Annotated in this window: 18 protein-coding genes and 1 pseudogene; 6 read left to right on the top strand and 13 right to left on the bottom strand. The window is 69.8% G+C overall.

Going from position 1 to position 20,102, the window contains the following annotated elements:
- The first annotated feature begins 144 nt into the window (after positions 1 to 144).
- The 4 genes and pseudogenes from Sri02f_RS11990 (at position 145) to mgt (ending at position 4,680) form a co-directional block, all read left to right on the top strand.
- A complete protein-coding gene (locus Sri02f_RS11990; RefSeq protein WP_373865090.1) occupies positions 145 to 1,080 on the top strand; it encodes a carbohydrate ABC transporter permease in 936 nt (311 codons plus the stop codon).
- Positions 1,077 to 1,910 carry a carbohydrate ABC transporter permease gene (locus tag Sri02f_RS11985; protein WP_109001129.1) on the top strand — a complete coding sequence of 278 codons (834 nt, stop codon included), beginning with the start codon at positions 1,077 to 1,079 and terminating at the stop codon, positions 1,908 to 1,910. Before Sri02f_RS11990 ends, Sri02f_RS11985 begins: the two co-directional genes overlap by 4 nt.
- The gene (locus tag Sri02f_RS11980) at positions 1,910 to 3,187 is read left to right on the top strand and encodes an ABC transporter substrate-binding protein (protein WP_109001128.1); all 1,278 of its coding nucleotides are present in this window, start codon (positions 1,910 to 1,912) and stop codon (positions 3,185 to 3,187) included. The genes Sri02f_RS11985 and Sri02f_RS11980 overlap by 1 nt, the downstream gene beginning before the upstream one ends.
- Before the next feature lie 253 nt (positions 3,188 to 3,440).
- Positions 3,441 to 4,680, top strand: a pseudogene (gene mgt / locus Sri02f_RS11970) (macrolide-inactivating glycosyltransferase).
- Between the two features lie 245 nt (positions 4,681 to 4,925).
- On the opposite strand, the gene Sri02f_RS11965 reads toward mgt, so the two are convergent.
- Entirely contained in the window at positions 4,926 to 7,193 is a 2,268-nt protein-coding gene (locus Sri02f_RS11965) for an MMPL family transporter (protein ID WP_109001126.1), read from the bottom strand.
- Between the two features lie 393 nt (positions 7,194 to 7,586).
- Between Sri02f_RS11965 and Sri02f_RS11960 the strand changes: the two genes are divergently transcribed.
- Together Sri02f_RS11960 and Sri02f_RS11955 are read left to right on the top strand one after the other, a co-directional pair.
- Positions 7,587 to 8,135: a DUF1697 domain-containing protein gene (locus tag Sri02f_RS11960; RefSeq protein ID WP_109001125.1), complete on the top strand. Its 549-nt coding sequence runs from the start codon at positions 7,587 to 7,589 to the stop codon at positions 8,133 to 8,135.
- Positions 8,136 to 8,489: 354 nt separating this feature from the next.
- On the top strand, positions 8,490 to 9,512 hold the full coding sequence (locus Sri02f_RS11955) for a ketopantoate reductase family protein (RefSeq protein WP_109001124.1): 1,023 nt from the start codon (positions 8,490 to 8,492) through the stop codon (positions 9,510 to 9,512).
- 321 nt (positions 9,513 to 9,833) lie between these two features.
- Here the strand turns inward: Sri02f_RS11955 and Sri02f_RS11950 are convergent, their stop codons facing one another.
- The 12 genes from Sri02f_RS11950 to Sri02f_RS11895 all read right to left on the bottom strand — a co-directional run bounded on the left by Sri02f_RS11950 (position 9,834) and on the right by Sri02f_RS11895 (position 20,101).
- On the bottom strand, positions 9,834 to 10,583 hold the full coding sequence (locus tag Sri02f_RS11950) for a sirohydrochlorin chelatase (RefSeq protein WP_109001123.1): 750 nt from the start codon (positions 10,581 to 10,583) through the stop codon (positions 9,834 to 9,836).
- Positions 10,584 to 10,589: 6 nt separating this feature from the next.
- Positions 10,590 to 11,492, bottom strand: coding sequence for an ABC transporter permease (locus Sri02f_RS11945; protein ID WP_109001122.1), 903 nt, complete (start codon positions 11,490 to 11,492; stop codon positions 10,590 to 10,592).
- Entirely contained in the window at positions 11,479 to 12,291 is an 813-nt protein-coding gene (locus tag Sri02f_RS11940; protein WP_167467530.1) for an ABC transporter ATP-binding protein, read from the bottom strand. The genes Sri02f_RS11945 and Sri02f_RS11940 overlap by 14 nt, the downstream gene beginning before the upstream one ends.
- 9 nt (positions 12,292 to 12,300) lie before the next feature.
- Entirely contained in the window at positions 12,301 to 13,413 is a 1,113-nt protein-coding gene (locus Sri02f_RS11935) for an aliphatic sulfonate ABC transporter substrate-binding protein (RefSeq protein ID WP_109001121.1), read from the bottom strand.
- A gap of 275 nt (positions 13,414 to 13,688) precedes the next feature.
- Positions 13,689 to 15,023 carry a sulfate adenylyltransferase subunit 1 gene (locus Sri02f_RS11925; RefSeq protein ID WP_109001120.1) on the bottom strand — a complete coding sequence of 445 codons (1,335 nt, stop codon included), beginning with the start codon at positions 15,021 to 15,023 and terminating at the stop codon, positions 13,689 to 13,691.
- A gap of 2 nt (positions 15,024 to 15,025) precedes the next feature.
- Positions 15,026 to 15,964, bottom strand: coding sequence for a sulfate adenylyltransferase subunit CysD (cysD, locus tag Sri02f_RS11920; RefSeq protein WP_109001119.1), 939 nt, complete (start codon positions 15,962 to 15,964; stop codon positions 15,026 to 15,028).
- Entirely contained in the window at positions 15,961 to 16,497 is a 537-nt protein-coding gene (gene cysC / locus Sri02f_RS11915) for an adenylyl-sulfate kinase (RefSeq protein WP_109001242.1), read from the bottom strand. Before cysC ends, cysD begins: the two co-directional genes overlap by 4 nt.
- A 68-nt stretch (positions 16,498 to 16,565) precedes the next feature.
- Positions 16,566 to 17,276, bottom strand: a complete 711-nt coding sequence (locus Sri02f_RS11910; RefSeq protein WP_109001118.1) for a phosphoadenylyl-sulfate reductase — start codon at positions 17,274 to 17,276, stop codon at positions 16,566 to 16,568.
- Positions 17,273 to 17,461 (bottom strand): hypothetical protein, encoded by a 189-nt coding sequence (locus Sri02f_RS11905; RefSeq protein ID WP_109001117.1) that lies wholly within the window; start codon positions 17,459 to 17,461, stop codon positions 17,273 to 17,275. Before Sri02f_RS11905 ends, Sri02f_RS11910 begins: the two co-directional genes overlap by 4 nt.
- On the bottom strand, positions 17,458 to 19,155 hold the full coding sequence (locus Sri02f_RS11900) for a nitrite/sulfite reductase (RefSeq protein WP_109001116.1): 1,698 nt from the start codon (positions 19,153 to 19,155) through the stop codon (positions 17,458 to 17,460). The genes Sri02f_RS11905 and Sri02f_RS11900 overlap by 4 nt, the downstream gene beginning before the upstream one ends.
- 127 nt (positions 19,156 to 19,282) lie before the next feature.
- Positions 19,283 to 19,366 (bottom strand): putative leader peptide, encoded by an 84-nt coding sequence (locus Sri02f_RS44045; protein ID WP_309486338.1) that lies wholly within the window; start codon positions 19,364 to 19,366, stop codon positions 19,283 to 19,285.
- Positions 19,367 to 19,528: 162 nt separating this feature from the next.
- On the bottom strand, positions 19,529 to 20,101 hold the full coding sequence (locus Sri02f_RS11895; RefSeq protein ID WP_109001115.1) for a GNAT family N-acetyltransferase: 573 nt from the start codon (positions 20,099 to 20,101) through the stop codon (positions 19,529 to 19,531).
- Between the last annotated feature and the right edge of the window lies 1 nt (position 20,102).

Raw genomic sequence — 20,102 nt, 5'->3', positions numbered from 1 at the left:
CACCGGACGGCATCGGGATCCGGCCATCCGAGGGCCAGTGTCGCATTCGCACGGACGGGATCGCGCGCATGGTGTCTTGACGGCGTACGGCACGTTCACGACCATGGCGGAGCCCGTCGCAGCCGCGGGAAGGGGGACCCTTTCGTGACGTCGGCGACCGAGAGGAGACGGCCGGTGCGCCCGGTGTCCGGCGGCGGAGCGCCGCACGGCGTCGCCGACCGCGGCGCGTGGTTCCTCGTCCTGCCGGCCCTCCTCCCCATCCTGGTGCTGAGCGTCGGCCCGCTGCTGTACGGCATCCTGCTCGCGTTCACCGACGCGCAGTCGGGCCGCACCGAGCCCACGCGATGGATCGGGGCCCTCAACTTCTCCGACCTGCTCCGGGACACGCTGTTCTGGGAGTCGTTCCGGATCGGACTCCTCTGGGCGGTCGCCGTGACGGCCCTGCAGTTCCTCCTGGCGCTCGGCCTCGCCCTGTTGCTCGACCAGGACCTGCGGCTGCGCTGGCCGGCCCGCGCCCTGGCCATCGTCCCCTGGGCGATGCCCGAGGTCGTCGTCGGCGTCATGTGGCGGCTCGTCTACAACCCGGACGCCGGCATCCTCAACGAGACCCTGCACGACCTCGGCCTGGGCGACGGACGGGACTGGCTCAGCGGGCTCGCGACCGCGCTGCCGGCGGTGATCGTCGTGGGCGTGTGGGCGGGCATGCCGCAGACGACGGTCACCCTGCTCGCCGGCCTGCAGAACACCCCGCCCGAACTGCGCGAAGCGGCCGCCGTGGACGGCGCGGGCGCCTGGCGCCGCTTCCGCGCCGTCACCTGGCCGGCGCTCAGACCCGTCGCCCTCGCCATCACGGCGCTCGACTTCATCTGGAACTTCAACAGCTTCGCCCTGGTGTACGTGCTGACCAACGGCGGACCCGGCGGACGCACCCGGCTGCCCATGCTCTTCGCCTACGAAGAGGCCTTCCGCTACGGACAGTTCGGCTACGCGGCGGCCATGGGCTGCGTGATGGTCGCGGTGGTCTCGGTGTTCCTGGCCCTCTTCCTGGTGGGCCGGATCAGGGGAGGCGACGGAGCATGAGGACCCGCCCCGCAGTCCGCGCCGGCCAGTACACGGCCCTGCTCGCCTACCTCGCCTTTCTCGTCTTCCCGTCCCTGTGGCTTCTCTCCGTCGCGTTCAAGCCGCCCCGCGAACTGGGCAGCCTGCACCCCACCTGGATCCCGAAGAATCCCACCCTCGCCAACTTCCGCCAGGCCTTCGACGAACAGCCGCTGCTGCACGCCGCGTTCAACTCGCTGTCCGCCGCGCTGAGCGCCGCCGTGATCGCCGTCGCGCTCGCCACGCCGATGGCGTACGTCATGGCCCGCCGGCGAACCCTGCTCGCGCGGGCCGCGTCCGGGTGGGTGGTGGTCAGCCAGGCGTTTCCGTTCGTGCTGGTGATCATCCCGCTGTTCCTGGTGCTGAAGGAACTGCGGCTGATCGACTCCGTACCGGGACTGGTGATGGTGTACGTGGTGTGGTCGCTGCCGTTCGCGCTGTGGATGCTCGTCGGCTACGTCCGGGCCGTCCCCGTCGAACTGGAGGAGGCGGCGGCGATCGACGGCGCGGGCCGGCTGCGGACGCTCGTCTCGGTGACCGCGCCGCTGCTCGCGCCCGGCATCGTGGCGACGGCGCTGTTCGCGTTCATCACGGCGTGGAACGAGTTCTTCTTCGCGCTGGTGTTGCTGAAAACGCCTGAGAAACAGACGCTGCCGGTCGTGCTGACCCACTTCATCGGCGCCGAGGGGGCGGCCGACCTCGGACCGCTGGCCGCCGCCGCGTTCCTCGCCACTCTGCCCTCGCTGGTCGTCTTCGCGCTCATCCAGCGGCGGATCACGGGCGGCATGCTCGCCGGGGCGGTGAAGAGCTGATGCGCACGAGAGCGCTCACCCTGGTGCTGGCGCTGCTCCTCCTCGCGGGCTGCTCCTCCGGCGGCGGACGCGACGACGGCCCCGTCACCCTGCGTTTCCAGTCCCTGGCCTGGCAGGCGGAGTCCGTCACGGCCAACAAGGAACTGGTGGGACAGTGGAACGCGACCCATGCCGAGGTCAAGGTCGAGTACATCCAAGGCAGTTGGGACAGCGTGCACGACCAGCTCCTGACCTCCTTCGAGGGCGGTGAGGCGCCCGACGTCATCCACGACGCCTCCGACGACCTCGCCGACTTCGCCTACGGCGGCTGTCTCGCCGACCTGACGGACCTGTTGCCCGCCCGCCTCAAGTCGGACATTCCCCGGCGCAGTTGGGAGACGACGACCTTCGGCGAGGGCGTCTACGGCGTGCCGTTCCTGCAGGAACCGCGCGTCCTCGTCGCCAACGCGACCTGGCTGAAGCGCTCCGGCGTGCGGATCCCGACCCCTGAACACCCCTGGAGCTGGCCCGAGTTCCGTCAGATCACCCGCCGGCTCAGCGGCGACGGGAAGTACGGCGTGGCCTGGCCCCTCAAGGAGCCCGTCTCCGCCACCCTCAACCTCTCCCTGTCGGCCGGCGGGCAGCTCTTCCACCGGGACGCGGACGGCGACGTCACCGTCCGCTTCGAAGCCGGCGACGAGGTCGTCCCGCGCACCGTCCACGACCAGATCGGCGCGGACCGCAGCGCCTCGCCCACGACGCTGGGCAGCGGCGGCTCGGACACGCTGCCGGGGTTCTTCGGCGGCCGCTACGCGATGGTCCCGCTCGGCTTCTCCTACCGCCAGCAGATCGCGCAGCAGGCGCCGAAGGGCTTCCGCTGGCAGGTGCTGCCCGCCCCGGCGGGCGCCGACGGACCGACCCAGGGCGTCAGCCCGCAGACACTGTCGGTCGCCGCGGACAGCCGCCACAAGAAGGAGGCCGTGGCGTTCATCGACTTCCTGCTCCGGCCGAAGAACATGGTGCGCCTCGCGCTGGGCGACTGGATGCTGCCGACCGGCGCCCAGGCGCTCTCCGACCCCGCCCTGCACACCGCGAAGGACGACTGGGCGACCGGCACGGCACTCGCCGCGCACCTGCGTCCGGCCCCCGCCCAGACCGTGCGGGGCTATCCCGAGTGGAAGGACAAGGTCGCCACCCCCGCCTTCCAGGAGTACTACAGCGGGGCGATCGGTCTCGGCGAACTGCGCGAGCGGCTGGAAAAGGACGGCAACCGGGTACTGGCCCGTTACCAGCGCTGAACGGCAGCTCGGGCGGCGGGACCGTAAGACCTCGCCGCCGGCCGAGGCCTGCCCGCTGCCCGCTGCCCGCGGCTTCGAAGCGGGCTGAGGCTTCGGCGCGTGCGAGAGGCATCGTCAGCAAGTCGGCTCAGTGACGCGCGCGTCAGGACCCGTCGGACCACGTCCGCAGCAACGTGCCCGTCAGACCCGTCAGACCCGTCAGACCCGTCGGACCCGTCGGACCCGTCGGACCCGTCGGACGACATCCGCCGCAATCCAGTTGCACGAGACGTCTCGTCTCGCCTACGGTCGTTGTCATGACCAGTCGTCCCGCCCATATCGCCATGTTCTCCATCGCCGCGCACGGCCATGTGAACCCGAGCCTGGAAGTCATCCGCGAACTCGTCGCGCGCGGGCATCGGGTGACGTACGCAATTCCGCCCGTCTTCGCCGAGAAGGTCGCCGCCACCGGCGCCGAGGTCAAGCCGTGGCACTCGACCCTGCCCTCGCCCGACGACGACCCCGCCGCCTGGGGCAGCACCCTCCTCGATCATGTGGAGCCCTTCCTGGCCGACGCGATCCAGGCGCTGCCCCGGCTGGTCGAGGCCTACGACGGGGACCGGCCGGATCTGGTGCTGCACGACATCACCTCCTATCCGGCCCGCGTCCTCGCCCACCGCTGGGGCGTCCCCGCTGTCTCTCTCTCGCCCAACCTCGTGGCCTGGGAGGGGTACGAGGAGGAGGTCGCCGAACCGATGTGGGCCGAGCCGCGGCAGACGGAGCGTGGAAAGGCCTACTACGCCCGTTTCCACGCCTGGCTGGAGGAGAACGGGATCACCGAGCACCCCGACCGCTTCACCGGTCGACCCGCCCGCTCCCTCGTGCTCATCCCCAGGGCGCTCCAGCCCTGTGCCGACCGGGTCGACGAGAGCGTGTACACGTTCGTCGGCGCCTGCCAGGGCGACCGGGCCGCCGAGGGGGAGTGGACCCGGCCCGCCGACGCGGACAAGGTGGTCCTCGTGTCGCTGGGCTCGACGTTCACCGACCGGCCGGACTTCTACCGGGAGTGCGTGCGCGCCTTCGGGGAGCTGCCCGGCTGGCGCCTCGTGCTCCAGATCGGCAGACGTGTCGACCCCGCGGCGCTGGGCGTTGTCCCCGACAACGTCGAAGTGCATGCCTGGGTACCGCAGTTGGCGATCCTGAGGCAGGCGGACCTCTTCGTGACGCACGCCGGCGCGGGCGGCAGCCAGGAGGGCCTGGCCACCGCCACTCCGATGATCGCCGTACCCCAGGCCGTGGACCAGTTCGGCAACGCCGACGTGCTGCAGCGCCTCGGGGTGGCCCGGCACATCCCTGGTGCGGAGGCGACGGCCGAGACCCTCAGGGATGCCGCCCTGGCCCTCGTCGACGACGCCGAGGTCGCGCGTCGACTCAAGGCGATCCAGGCCGAGATGGCGGACGAGGGCGGCACACGGCGCGCCGCAGACCTCATCGAGGCCGAACTGACGAACTGACGGGCTGACGAACTGACGGGCTGACGAACTGACGGGCTGACGGGCTGACGGGCTGACGGATCAACGGTCTGAAGGACCCGCCTACCGGCGGCCGACGATCGGCGACCGACCAACCGGCGGACTTGCGACCTGGCCACAAACTGCGTCAACTACGTTGCCGGCAAACCAAAATGAGGACCCGTCGACTCCGTGGGGAGATCGACGGGCCCTCGGTCGATGAGACTGTTCATGAGACTTCGGCAGGGTCAGACCCTCAGGCGCTCGCCCTCGTCGTCCCGCGCCGCCGGAGCGATCGCCTCCGGCGCCTCGTCGTGGGTGAGGTCGGGCAGCCGGTGCAGCCACTTCGGCAGGTACCAGTTGCGCTCACCGAGCAGCGCCATCACGGCCGGCAGCAGCACGCCCCGGATGATCGTCGCGTCGATCAGGACCGCCGCCGCCAGACCCACGCCCATCTGCTTCATGGACTGCATGGACAGCGTTCCGAAGATCGCGAACACGGCGACCATGATGACGGCTGCGCTGGTGACCACGCCGGCCGTCGTGACCACACCGTGCTTGATGGCCTCGTTCGTCGTACGGCCCCGCAGCCGCGCCTCGCGGATCCGCGAGACGACGAACACGTGGTAGTCCATCGACAGGCCGAACAGGATCACGAAGAGGAACAGCGGCAGCCAGGTGATGATGGCGCCGACGCCCTCGGCGCCCACCAGAGAGGCGCCCCAGCCGTGCTGGAAGACGGCGACCAGGATGCCGTAGGCCGCGCCCACCGACAGCAGGTTGAGCACGATCGACGTGATCGCGATCGTCAGCGAGCGGAACGACAGGAGCATCAGCAGGAAGGCGAAGACCACGACGAACGCGAAGACGGGAGCGACGGCTCCGCCGAGCTGGTCGTTGAAGTCCTTGGAACCGGCGACCTGTCCGGTGATCGGCGCCTGGACGCCGTCGACCTTGCCGAGCGTGGCGGGCCGCACCTCGTCGCGCAGCTTGTCCAGGCTCGCTCCCGCCTTGTCCAGGTCGGAGCCGCCGACCAGCGGAACGTACACGTACGCGATGTTCTGCGCGTCGTGCAGCTTGATCTCGACCGGACCGCGCGAGGCGCCCGAGGCGACCGCCTGCTCCTTGAACGCCGCGAGCGCCGCCTTCACCTCGGCGGCGTTGATGTCGGCCGCCTTGACGATCACCTCGGCCGGTTCGGAGCCGCCCGGGAAGGCGTCGTTGATCCGGTTGTAGGTCTGCACGATGGGCAGCGAGTCGCCGAACTCCTGGTCCAGGGTGAGGTTCTGGGTCTTCATGCCGACCGCCGGAGCGGCGATGGCGAGCAGCGCGCCGGCCGCCACGACCAGCGAGACGGCGGGCTTGGCGAGGACGACCCTGAGCACGGCGCTCCAGAACCGGCTGCCCTCGGCGGCGCGGTTGCCGTGGCCGTTCTTGCGGCGCTTGTCGGGGTGCAGGAACGGGATCCGGCCCTTCTCCACCCGATGGCCGAGCAGCGAGAGCAGCGCGGGCAGCACGGTCACCGAACCGACCATGGCGACCGCGACCACCATCAGGGAGGCCAGGCCCATCGCCTGGAACGTGGCGAGCCCGGTGAACAGCATGCCCGCCATCGCCACGCACACGGTGACACCGGAGACGATCACGGCACGGCCGCTGGTCGCCGCGGCGATCCGCAGAGCGGTTTCCGGATCACGCCCGGCGGCCCGCTCCTCGCGCTCCCGGCGCAGGTAGAACAGGCAGTAGTCGACGCCCACGGCCAGACCGACCAGCAGCATCACGGAGCTCGAGGAGTCGTCCATCGGCTGGAAGTGACTGACGATGCCCATCAGGCCCATCGTCGCCATGATCGCGGTGATGGCGAGGGCCACCGGCAGCAGCGCCGCCACCAGCGCCCCGAAGGCGATCAGCAGAATGCCCAGGGCCACCGGCACGGCGGAGTACTCCGCCTGCTGGAAGTCGTCGCCGAAGGCGTCGTCGAACGTCTTCCTCATGCTGGCGCCGCCGATCTCCTCGATCCGCAGCGAGGAGTGCTCCTTCTGAACGTCCGCGACGGCGTCGAGAACCGGCTCGACCCGCTCGCCCGCGGTGTCGGAGTCGCCGCGCATGTCGAACTGCACGAGCGCGCTGTGACCGTCCTTGGAGATCGTCTTCGTGTCGTACGGCGAGGTCACGTCGGTGACCTTGCCCGTCTTGTCGACGGCTGCGACGACCGCGGTCACGGCGGCCCTGAACTCCGCGTCCGTGGCCTTGGCGGAGCCGTCCTTCGACTGGATGAGGACGGTCTCACTGGCCGGCTCCTCGATGCCGGCGTCCTCGACGATCTTGGCCGCCGTGTGGGTCTCGCCCCCGAGCTGGTCGCTGTCCCTGAGCTTGACCGTGCCCGCCGCCGAACCGATCCCCATGGCCAGGACGACGAACAGCACCCAGATGCCCACGGCGGCCCATCGGTGCCGGGCACTCCAGCCGCCGGCCCGCGCGGCGATGCCCCGCACCCGTATATCTCCGTTCACCATGACGGGCCTGCCCCCTTGTGATGCGGTGACGGCCCCTGCCGCCACCTTTCGATTCGAAGGTATGTCCTGGATAAAGCCATCTCCTCGTGCTGCCCGGTGAGGTGCGGTGCGCACGGCTCCTCCCGTCGGACCCCGTCGTCTCACCGCTGGGGAGGACAGCGGTCCCTTACATCTATCCGGCGGTCTCGGGGGCGGCGATCAGGGTGAAGCCGGCCGCGCGGCGAGGGACGGGGATTACGCGAGTTTGTTGAAGAAGTCGCAGACCTGTGGAGAAGCGCGCCAAGTGTTGATCCGTGCACCGTCGATCGGCCAGAGTTTGCTTCCGGTTCCCCACCCTGACCGTGGCCGTCGTGCCCACCCCCACGGGGCACGACGGCCACCTATGGTGGGCGGATGACGACGACGTACGCGGCCCTGCTGCGAGGCATCAACGTGGGCGGCAGCAGAAAGGTCCCGATGGCCGAACTGCGCACTCTGCTGGAGGCGCTCGGACACGGCGACGTGCGTACCTACCTGCAGAGCGGCCAGGCCGTGTTCTCCAGCGCGCACGGCGACGAGGAGAGCCTCGCGGCCGACCTCACGGCGGCGATCGAGAAGCGGTTCGGCTTCGCCGTCGACGTGATCGTCCGCGACCACGCGTATCTGAAATCGGTTACTGAGGCTTGCCCGTTTCCAGCGTCCGAGCTGACGGCCAAGCAGCTCCACGTCACCTACTGCTCCGCCCCTCTCGACGAGGAGCGCTACGCCGGCATCGACCGCGCCGCATACCTCCCCGAGGAGTTCCGGCTCGGCGACCGTGCCCTGTACCTGTACGCCCCCGACGGACTGGGCCGTTCCAAACTCGCCGAACAACTGGCCAAGCCCCGCCTGAACAAGGGCCTCATCGCCACGACCCGGAACTGGAACACCGTCGTCAAACTGGTGGAGATGACGCAGGCCTGACCGACGCGGGACGGTGAGCCGCCTCAGGTGTCGGGGCACGGGGGCACGGGGGCCTGGGTGTCCGGCTGTCTCCGCGTGCGGGGCACTCGGTGCGGGCTCCGCACGCGGGGCCCCCGGTGAGGGGAGGGGATCGTCGCCGTCCCGGCTGGGATCCGCGGGGATGGGAGGCAGCGGGTTCCGGAGCCGGCCAACCACCCGATCCCTCAGCTCTCCCTGGGGAAGCGGTTCCACTCCGTTACGGTGCTGAGGCGTCGATTCCCGCCGTCGTGGACGCATACATGCCCCCGCGCAAGGGGGCGATCCGTGCCCTGAACCACATCGCCTGGGGCGGCCGGGCTGTGCGAGGCTCGTCCCATGCGCTACATCATCATCGGGGCAGGGGCGATCGGCGGAACGGTCGGCGGGCGGCTCGCGGAGGCCGGGCAGGAAGTCGTCCTGGTCGCGCGCGGCGCGCACCGGACGGCGCTCGCCGAGGCCGGACTACGACTCAGGGTCCCGGAAGGCGAACTGACGCACCGGCTGCCCGTGGTCAGCGGACCGGACGAACTCGGCGCCCTGCGAGCCGACGACGTTCTCGTCCTCGCCGTCAAGACCCAGGACAGCGAGGCGGCGCTCCAGGCCTGGGGCCCGGCCCCGGTCGCAGGCGGCGGCACGGCGGCCGAACGACTCCCGCTGGTCTGTGCCCAGAACGGAGTGGAGAGCCCCCGGCTGGCCCTGCGCCGCTTCCGGCACGTCTACGCCGTCTGCGTCTGGCTGCCCTCGACCCATACGGAACCCGGCGTCGTCTCCGCCGCCGGCACCCCGCTCACCGGCATCCTTCACCTCGGCCGCTACCCGCACGGCGTTGACGACACCGCTCGCCGCATCGCCGCCGACCTGGAGAAGGCACACTTCGAAGCGCCGGTCGTACCGGACGTCGCGCGCTGGCAGCACGCCAAGCTGCTGTCCAACCTCGGCAACGCCCTCGAAGCGGTGAGCGGAACGGTCGCCGACCCGTCCGCCGAGGCGCTGTTCGACCGGATACGGGCGGAGGGCGCGGCCGTCCTCGACGCGGCCGGCATCGCGTACACGGGCACGGAGGAACAGCGGGCAGCCCGCGGCGACAAGGTCACCCTCGTCCCCCTCGACGGCGCCCCGCGTGGCGGCGGCTCCTCCTGGCAGTCCCTCAGCCGCGGCGCGGGCAGCATCGAGGCCGACTACCTCAACGGTGAGATCGCGCTCCTCGGCCGCCTGCACGGAGTGCCGACCCCGCTGAACGAATTGCTGCAACGGCTTGCGAACGAGTTCGCCCGGGAGCGGAAGGCACCGGGATCCCTGCCGCTGCCCGAGCTCATCCGCCTGGCGGACGCCGCCGTCGGGGCGGTTCAGGCCGACTGAGGTCGATCCGCTTGCACAGAAACCAACGGGTTTCTGGAGGTCAGGAGAGGTGGGAGCGGTAACCGCTTCCGGGCCGTTGCGCGCTGCTCCCGCCGCCGTCGAAGCCGGTACCCCCGCACCCGCCTCGGCGCCGCACCAAGCCGTCGGCCCTGCCGGCCATCCGCCGCGTGCCCGGCCATCCGCCGCCTGCCGTGAGCCCGCCGCCTGCCGTGAGCCCGCCGCTTGCCGCCAGCCCGTCGCCTGCCGTGAGCCCGTCGGCCGCCGCCCTCGGTGTCCACCACCCCGTTCGTCGGCAGCCGTCGCTGTGCGCGTCCTCGGCGGTCAGGCTCCGACGGCCGCGAGCAAGGGCCTACGCGCCGAGTCGTAGCGCCGCAGCAACACCCGCGCCACCTCCGGCGCCGGGCCGAGCACGTCGGCCAGGACGTCCGCCTCGGCCGCGCCCCGCGCGATGCGGTCCGGCAGGAAGCCAGGGGCCAGGACGTACGGTGCGACGGCGACCCGGGAGCAGCCGAGAGCCCGCAGTTCGCGGACCGCGTCCTCGGTGCGCGGAAGAGATGCGGAGGCGAACGCAGGCCGCACGGCACACCAACCGGTGCGCCGCCACTCCCGCGCGATTTCTGCGATCACTGCGATCGCCTCCGGGTCCGTGGACCCCGCCGAGGCCAGGACGACCCCGGTCGAGGACTTGTCGGCGGGCGTCAAACCCGCTTCGTACAACCGCCGTTCCAGGGCGGTTAGCAACAGGGGGGACGGGCCGAGCACTTCGGCCTGTCGAATCCCCAGCTGCGAGGGCGCGTCCCGCAGCACCGCCGGGATGTCGGCCTTCGCGTGGAAGGCGCGGGTCAGCAGCAACGGCAGAGCCACCACTTCACGCACGCCCTCCGCGGCGAGCGACTCCAGCACCCCGTGCACGGACGGGACGTTGAAATCGAGGAAACCGGTTTCCACACGCAGCCCCGGCCGCAGCGACCGTACACACCGCACGAGGGCGTCGACGGTCGCCGCATGCCGTGGATCACGGCTGCCGTGGGCGATCACCACGAGGACGGGGAGAACCGGTTTCCTGGACATGGGGCGTCAGCTCTTCACCAGCAGACCGCGGCTGCGCAGCACCCATCGCTCCAGCGGGCTGAAGATCAGCAGGTCGATGGCGATGCCGACGAACAGGATGAGCAGGATCGCCTCGAACACCATCGACATGTCACTCGCGTTGCGTCCGTTCTCCAGCAACTGACCGAGGCCCACGCCGAGGTCGGGGAAGGACGCGATGATCTCCGCCGCCATCAGCGACCGCCACGAGAACGCCCAGCCCTGCTTCAGTCCCGCCACGTATCCCGGCAGCGCGGCCGGCAACGTGATGTAAACGGTTCCCCGAAGCCCCGTCGCGCCCATGGTGCGTCCGGCGCGCAGGAACAGCGGCGGCACCTGGTCGACCCCCGACACCAGCCCGTTGGCGATGGACGGCACCGCGCCGAGCAGGATCACCGCGTACATCATCGAGTTGTTCAGACCCAGCCACAGCACGGCAGGCGGCACCCACGCCACGGACGGCAGTGACTGCAGACCCGACAGGATCGGTCCGATCGCCGCCCGTACGAACTTCACCCGTGCCACCAGCAGCCCCAGCGGGGTGCCGATCGCCAGGGCGAAGAGGAAGCCGAGCAGGCCGCGCGAGACGCTGGTCCAGATGTAGCCGAGCAGCTCGCCCTGGAGCCAGGCGTCCCGCAGCGTGGCCCACACGTCCAGCGGAGAGACCAGTTTCGTCGGGTCGTCGACCACCTTGAAGGTGATCTGCCAGACGACCAGCAGCAGCGCGGTCGCGATGATCGGCGGCAGGATCTTGTCGACGAACGTCCGCCGGAAGGAGACGCGGCCGGCGGGCGTCACCACGTCCAGCGCGTCGAGACCCGCCTCCACACCGGCCAGCGTGGTGGAGGCCGGCTTCGTGGCCGCCGTCGTCTTCGTCTCAGTGCTGGCCATGACGGCGGATCTCCCCACGCAGGACTTCGGTGATCTCGATGGACAGTTCCGCCACGGGGGCGTCCTCGATCCGGCGCGGCTGCGGGATGTCGACCGTCCACTCGCGTGCCACCCGCCCGGGGCGGGAGGACAGCAGGACGACGCGCTGCGCGAGCCGGACCGCCTCGCGAACGTTGTGCGTGACGAACAGGACGGACAGTCCCGTCTCCTCCCAGATCCGGGTCAGCTCGTCGTGCAGAACGTCCCGTGTGATGGCGTCCAGCGCCGCGAACGGCTCGTCCATCAGCAACAGTTGGCTCTCCTGCGCCAGTGCGCGGGCCATCGCCACGCGCTGTCGCATACCGCCGGAAAGCTCGTGAACACGCTTTCCGTACGCGCCCTTCAAGCGGACCAGTTCAAGCAGCTCCTCGGCCTTGCCGCGCCGGTCGGGCTTCGCGACCCCCCTCAGCTTCAAGGCGAGTTCGATGTTCTTGCCGGCGGTCAGCCACGGGAAGAGAGCGTGCTCCTGGAACATCAGCGCCGCGCGGCCGTCCGTGGTGATGGTGCCGGCGGTGGGCTCGTCGAGCCCCGCCACCAGGTTCAGCAGCGTGGACTTCCCGCAGCCCGAGGCCCCCAGGAGGGTGACGAACTCGCCGGGAGCGACATCGAGGGTGATGTCGTCCAGGACGAGCTGCTGCCCGCCCGGTCCCGCGAAGGACTTCGAGACGTGCTCGAGGCGTGCCGCGTACTCCACCGATTCAGCGGTCTCGGCGGCCTCGGCGAGGGTCGTGGCCATGGTCGTCACCTCCTGGGAACTCATCGGATTCGATCAGCTGACGCCGAGACCGGCGTCTTCGACCGCGGGCTCGCCCTCGGCCTTGAGGACCTTGTTCAGGATCGACAGGTCGTAGATGCCCTTGAGTTCGGGCTGCTTCAGCAGGCCCGCCTTGACCGCGTGCTCCGCCTCGGTGTTGAGCGTGGAGGCCAGTGGGTCGTTGATGAACTGGATCGACGTCCAAGCCGGGTCCAGGACCTTCGTCGGCAACGCCTTGCCGGAGTCGGCCTCCAGTTGCCTGTTCGCGGAGGCCTTCGCCTTCGCCGGGTTGGCGTTGATCCACTTGTTGGTCTCGACCGAGCCCTTCAGCACGGCCTCGACGACCTTCGGGTGCGCCGTGAGGAACTTCTGCGACACGATGATGTTCGTGATCACGAACTTCTTGTCGGGCCACAGCGACGCCTCGTCGAGGAGCACCTTGCCGCCCTCGGCGACCAGCTTCGACGCGGTCGGCTCCGGCACCCAGGCGCCGTCGAGCGAGCCGGCCTTGAAGGCGTCGGGCGTCACCTTGTTGTCGCTGCGGACGACCGTGACGTCACCCTTGCCGCTCTGGGCGTCGACCTTCCAGCCCTGCTCGGAGATCCAGTTCAGAAACGCGACGTCCTGTGTGTTTCCGAGCTGGGGGGTGGCGATCTTCTTGCCCTTGACGTCCTTGACGGACTTGATCTTGTCCGGGTTGACGACGAGCTTCACGCCGCCGGACGCCGAACCGCCGATGATGCGCAGGCTCTTGCCGCCGGACTTGGTGTAACCGTTGATCGACGGGGACGGGCCGATCCAGCCGATGTCGATGGAACCGGCGTTCAGCGCCTCGATCTCGGATGGACCCGCGTTGAAGGTCGCGTACGACGCTTTGGTGGCGCCCAGCGCCTTCTGGAAGATGCCCTGGTCACGGCCGACCAGCGCGGTCCCGTGGGTGAGGTTGCCGAAGTAGCCGATCTTGACGGTGTCGAGCCCGTCGATCTTCTTCGAGCCGGCGGCGACCTTCTCGTTGGTGTTGTCCTGCTTGGCATCGGACCCGTAGCCGCAGGCGGCGAGGGTGAGCAGGGGAAGGGCCGCCGCGGCCGCGACGGCGCGGCGAAGAGAAGCAGAGCGGATGGCAGGCACGGGAGGGGTTCCTCTCGTTGGCCCGGCGGTCACGGTCTTTCAGGTCGTGGCCGGGAAATCGGCATAGGGTCTTCGTCGCTTCCGGGGTGCGGGTCCCCTCGCCTGCGAGCGAAGTGGAGCATGGGGGGAAGGGTGGGGGGACGGGGCGCGCAGGCAGTGCGCGTACGTCAGAGCGCACATCGGCCCACTCCGCCCTGCCCGCTGCCGAGGGCGCCGCTGCCGACACGGCCGCCTTCCTTCGCGAACGTCGAGTAGAAATCGGTTGAGTTCATGGTTCAGAAGTCCCAACCGTCTTCGTCGGCCGGGTCCTTGACCGGCTCGGGCGCGGCGAACGACTCGCCGACCATGCCCGCGGTGAGCGTGGTGCCGTCGGACGGGTCGATCAGGATGAACGAGCCCGTGCGGCGGGAGTCGGCGTAGGAGTCCACCGGCAGCGGCTCCGCGGTTCGGATCTTCACCCGGCCGATGTCGTTGGCGACGAGCTGTCCCGGGTGCGGGTGCAGGGACAGGTCGTCGAGCGTGAGACGGGACGGGATGTCCTTGACAATCGCCTTGACCGTGCGGGTGCCGTGCTTGATCAGCACGCGGTGTCCGACCGTCAGCGGCTGGTCGGCGACGTGGCACACGGTCGCCTCGACGTCCTGCGTGGTGGCCGGCGCGTCCTTGGTGGGCACGATCAGGTCGCCGCGCGAGACGTCGATGTCGTCCGCGAGCAGCACGGTCACCGACTGGGTCGTCCACGCGGCGTCGACGGGCTCGCCCAGCAGGTCGATGCCGGAGATCGTCGAGGTGCGGCCGGACGGCAGTACGGTGACCGCCTCGCCCACCCGGAACGTCCCCGCGGCGATCTGACCGGCGTATCCCCGGTAGTCCGGGTGCTCGGCGGTCTGCGGCCGGATCACGTACTGCACGGGGAGGCGGGCGTGGCAGTGCGCCAGATCATGGCTTACCGGAACCGTTTCCAGGTGTTCCAGGAAGGTCGGGCCGCCGTACCAGTCCATGTTCGCCGACGGATCCACCACGTTGTCCCCGGCGAGCGCCGAGATCGGGATGGCGGTGACCTCGGGTACGCCCAGCTCGCTCGCGTACGCCGTGAACTCCTCGGCAATCGCTGCGAAAACGGTTTCGCGGTACTCGACCAGGTCCATCTTGTTGACGGCGAGCACCACGTGCGGGACCCGGAGCAGGGCCGCGATGGCCGCGTGCCGACGCGTCTGTTCCACGACGCCGTTGCGGGCGTCGACCAGGATCACCGTCAGCTCGGCCGTGGAGGCGCCGGTCACCATGTTGCGGGTGTACTGCACGTGGCCGGGCGTGTCGGCGAGGATGAACCGGCGCCGCGGAGTGGCGAAGTAGCGGTAGGCCACGTCGATGGTGATGCCCTGCTCGCGTTCGGCGCGCAGGCCGTCGGTGAGGAGAGCCAGGTCGGGGGCGTCCTGGCCGCGGCCGGCCGAGGCGCGCTCCACGGCCTCGAGCTGGTCGGTGAGGATCGACTTGGAGTCGTGGAGCAGCCGGCCCACCAGGGTGGACTTGCCGTCGTCGACGGAGCCGGCGGTGGCGAACCGCAGCAGGGTCGTTTCCGAGAGTGCCTCGGCGGTGATGGTGCTCATGCTTAGAAGTACCCCTCGCGCTTGCGGTCTTCCATCGCGGCTTCGGAGAGCTTGTCGTCGGCGCGCGTCGCGCCCCGCTCGGTCAGCCGGGAAGCGGCGATCTCGGCGATGACGTCGTCCAGCGTCACGGCGTCGGAGTCGACGGCGCCGGTGCACGACATGTCGCCGACGGTCCGGTACCTTACGAGACGCTTTTCGACCGTTTCACCGTCCTTCGGGCCGCCCCACTCCCCTGCGGTCAGCCACATGCCGCTGCGCTGGAACACGTCCCGCTCGTGCGCGAAGTAGATCTCCGGGAGCTCGATGCCCTCGCGGGCGATGTACTGCCAGACGTCCAGCTCGGTCCAGTTGGAGAGCGGGAAGACGCGAACGTGCTCGCCGGGCGCGTGTCGGCCGTTGTACAGGTTCCACAGCTCGGGCCGCTGGCGGCGCGGGTCCCACTGCGAGAACTCGTCCCGCAGGGAGAACACGCGCTCCTTGGCGCGGGCCTTCTCCTCGTCACGACGTCCGCCGCCGAAGACAGCGTCGAACTTCTCCGACTGGATCTTCTCCGTCAGCGGAAGCGTCTGCAACGGGTTACGCGTCCCGTCGGGACGTTCCTTCAGCGCGCCGCGGTCGATGTAGTCCTGCACGGAGGCCACGTGCAGCCGCAGGCCGTGCTCGGCCACCACGCGGTCGCGGTACTCCAGCACCTCGGGGAAGTTGTGCCCGGTGTCGACGTGCAGCAGCGAGAAGGGGACCGTGGCCGGCGCGAACGCCTTGAGCGCGAGATGCAGCATGACGATGGAGTCCTTGCCACCGGAGAACAGGATCACCGGCCGCTCGAACTCGCCCGCCACCTCGCGGAAGATGTGCACCGCCTCGGACTCCAGCGAGTCCAGGTGGCTCAGGGCGTACGGGCTGACCGTGCCCTCCTCGGTCTGGGCGACGGTCGTCGTCATGCCAGTCCCCTCTCGCTGAGCAGGGCGTACACCGACGCCGCGGACTCCTGCACGCTCTGCTCCTGGGAGTCGATCCGCAGGTCGGGCGTCTCGGGCGCCTCGTACGGGTCGTCGACCCCGGTGAGGCCGGTGAGCTCGCCTGCCGCCTGTTTGGCGTACAGGCCCTTCACGTCACGCACCGAGCACACCTCGACGGGGGTGGCCACGTGCACCTCCAGGTAAGCGGTTCCACTCTCCTGGTGCCGCTTGCGCACCGCCTCGCGGCTGTCGGCGTACGGTGCGATCACCGGCACAAGCGTTTTCACGCCGTTGCGGGCGAGCAGCTCGGCCAGGAAACCGATGCGCTGCACATTGACGTGCCGGTCCTCGCGGCTGAAACCGAGGCCCGCGGAGATGAACTCGCGGATCTCGTCGCCGTCGAGCACCTCGACGAGGTGGCCCTCCTCGCGCAGCCGGCCGGCCAGCTCGAACGCGATGGTGGTCTTGCCGGCGCTCGGCAGACCCGTGAGCCAGACGGTGGCTCCGGTCGTCACGTGGTTCTCCCGGTTCGTAGAAGTGGGGGTGGGCTTGGGGGTGTTCGGGGAGTCGGCGGTCATGGCGGTCAGCCGTGCAGCCCGCACTCGGTCTTGGACCGTCCCGCCCAGCGTCCGGCGCGCGCGTCCTCGCCCTCCAGGACCCGACGGGTGCAGGGGGCGCATCCGACCGACGCGTAACCGTCCATCAGCAGGGGGTTGGTCAGCACGCCGTGCTCGGTGACGTAGGCGTCCACGTCGTCCTGGGTCCAGCGGGCGATCGGAGAGACCTTGACCTTCTGCCGCTTCTCGTCCCAGCCAACGACCGGCGTGTTCGCCCGGGTCGGCGACTCGTCGCGGCGCAGCCCGGTGGCCCAGGCCCGGTAGCCCCTGAGCCCCTGCTCGAGCGGCTGCACCTTGCGCAGCTTGCAGCACAGGTCGGGATCGCGGTCGTGCAGTTTGGGCCCGTACTCGGCGTCCTGCTCGGCGACCGTCTGGCGTGGGGTGAGCGTGATGACGTTGACGTCCATCACGGCTTCCACCGCGTCCCGGGTGCCGATGGTCTCGGGGAAGTGGTAACCGGTGTCGAGAAAGACGACGTCCACGCCCTTGAGGACTCGGGACGCCAGGTGCGCCACCACGGCGTCCTCCATCGAGGACGTCACGCAGAACTGCGTGCCGAAGGTGTCCACCGCCCACTGGAGGATCTCCAGGGCGGAGGCTTCCTCCAGATCGCGGCCGGCCTGCTCGGCCAGCGCCTTCAACTCGTCGGTCGTCCGGTTTTCCTGAGTGGTCGTCATATCCGGTCCCCTCCCGTGTCCGTGCGCTGAACGCCCCGGGCGAGCAGCCCGAGGAACTTCAGCTGGAATGCGCGGTTGCATGCCGCGCATTCCCAGGCGCCGTGACCGCCCTCCAGGGCTTCACTCGGCCGGAGGTCCTCGTCGCCGCAGTAGGGGCAGTAGAAGGGGGCCGCCCGCTCGCTCATGAGAGGGCCTCCTCGCTGGCCCGCGAAGCCCAGGCGGCGAAGCGCTCGCCGTCTTCGCGCTCGTCCTTGAACCGCTTCAGCACACGTTCCACGTAGTCCGGCAGCTCGTCCGAAGTGACCTTCAGTCCCCGGACCTTGCGGCCGAAGCCGGCTTCCAGTCCGAGTGCGCCGCCCAGGTGCACCTGGTAGCCCTCGACCTGTCGGCCCTGGTCGTCCAGCACCAGCTGGCCCTTGAGGCCGATGTCCGCGACCTGGATGCGGGCGCAGGCGTTCGGGCAGCCGTTGATGTTGATGGTGAGCGGCTCGTCGAACTCCGGGAGGCGGCGCTCCAGTTCGTCGATCAACTGAGAACCGCGCTGCTTGGTCTCGACGATGGCGAGCTTGCAGTACTCGATACCGGTGCAGGCCATGGTGCCGCGCCGGAAAGTGGAGGGCCGGGCGGTGAGATCCAACGCCTCCAGCGCCTCGACCAGCGACTCGACCTGCGCCTCCTCGATGTCGAGGACGATCATCTTCTGCTCGACGGTGGTGCGCACCCGGCCCGAGCCGTGCGCCTCGGCGAGCTCGGCGATCTTCGTCAGGGTGGCGCCGTCCACCCGGCCCACGCGCGGTGCGAAACCGATGTAGAAACGGCCGTCCTTCTGACGGTGCACGCCGACGTGGTCGCGCCACCGTTCGACAGGCTGGTCCGGGGCGGGGCCGTCGAGCAGCTTGCGCTCGAGGTACTCGTCCTCCAGCACCTGCCGGAACTTCTCCGGGCCCCAGTCGGCCACCAGGAACTTCAGACGGGCACGGTTGCGCAGCCGCCGGTAACCGTAGTCACGGAAGATCGAGACGACGCCCTCATGGACGTCCGCCACCTCGTCCACCGGGACCCAGGCGCCGAGCCGTACGCCGATCTTCGGGTTCGTGGACAGGCCGCCGCCCACCCAGAGGTCGAAGCCGGGGCCGTGCTCGGGGTGGTGCACCCCGACGAACGCGACGTCGTTGATCTCGTGCGCCACGTCCAGCAGCGGTGAGCCGGAAACCGCGGTCTTGAACTTGCGGGGCAGGTTCGAGAAGGCCGGGTTGCCGACGATGCGGCGGTGGATCTCCTCGACGGCCGGCGTGCCGTCGATGATCTCGTCCTCGGCGATGCCGGCGACGGGTGAGCCGAGGATGGTGCGGGGCGTGTCACCGCAGGCCTCGGTGGTGGACAGACCGACCGCCTCCAGGCGGTTCCAGATCTCCGGCACGTCCTCGATGCGGATCCAGTGGTACTGGACGTTCTGCCGGTCGGTGATGTCGGCCGTCCCGCGGGCGAACTCCTGCGAGATCTCGCCGATCACGCGCAGTTGCTCGGTGGTCAGCCGCCCTCCGTCGATGCGGACACGCAGCATGAAGAACCTGTCGTCGAGCTCCTCCGGCTCCAGGATCGCGGTCTTGCCGCCGTCGATCCCGGGCTTGCGCTGGGTGTACAGGCCCCACCAGCGCATCCGGCCGCGCAGGTCACTGGGGTCGATCGAGTCGAAGCCCCGCTTGGAGTAGATCGTCTCAATGCGTGTCCGCACGTTGAGACCGTCGTCGTCCTTTTTGAACTGTTCGTTTCCGTTGAGCGGGGTGAAGTGACCCGCGGCCCACTGGCCCTCGCCGCGGTGACGGCTCACCTTGCGGCGGGGAGTCGCGGCGGCAGGGTTCTGCGGGGTGGCGGCCATGGATGATACGTCCTTCGGGACAGGCGGGAAGCGGCTCTGACCTGCGCGTACGGGCGCATGGGAATAGCGTGCGCATCATTGCGCAGGCGGAAGGCTCTTGCGGAGACGTCGGCGGTGCTGCGGCTCGTCAGCTCGCCGGACAGATGGCGCTGGACATGCGGCCGAGGTCGACGTGCCGCCGACTCACCAAGGCAATTCCAGTTCCGGACATGACGAAAGCGTGTCACGGCAATCTGGACACAGTCCAGCTTCGTCCGCGATGCGGACACCCTAGTCTCACTGTGCGAGACGGGAGTGTCCTCGATCACATGAGTTGCGCGTCCCCTTGTCTGCGCAGGTCAGAAAAGGTAGGAGAACAGGGGAGAACAGTAGGTCAGGCGGGGAACGCCCCTGGCCACGGGCCCGGTGCGGGCACCTCGGCCTGCTCTTCGACCCTGGTGTCGAACAGCTTGAAACCGCGCCGCTGATAGTTGTCCATCGCGTGCTCGCCGTCCAGGCTGCAGGTGTGCAGCCACACCCGCTTGGTCTGCGGCAGCCCGGGCCAGCGCTCGGCGAGGTCCCAGGCCCGAGCGGCGCCGTACGACAGCAGGCGACCGCCGATCCGCCGCCCGCGGAACGCCGGGAGCAGGCCGAAGTAAACGATCTCTACGTTTCCGTAGTCCTGCGGCTCCAGCTCGACGTACCCCGCCGGTGTGCCCCGGTCATAGGCGACCCAGGTCTCCACCCCCGGTCGCATCAGGTGCTCCTGCCACTGTGCGTACGTCCAGCGAAGCCGGTCGATCCAGCGGATGTCCCCGCCGACGGACGCGTACAGGAAACGGCTGAACTCGGGGGAGGGGACCTCGGAGCGGACGATCCGGACGTCGCCCTCGGGCGCGACGGCCGGGAGGAGGTCGGTCGCGTCCGTCTGCTCCAGGGACCAGGTGGTCACGGGGATGTTGGCCATG

It is taken from the genome of Streptomyces rishiriensis, assembly GCF_003112535.1.
Taxonomy (GTDB): domain Bacteria; phylum Actinomycetota; class Actinomycetes; order Streptomycetales; family Streptomycetaceae; genus Streptomyces; species Streptomyces rishiriensis.
The sequence above is the reverse complement of the archived record's forward strand: the minus strand, read 5'-3'. Positions and strand labels throughout refer to the sequence as shown.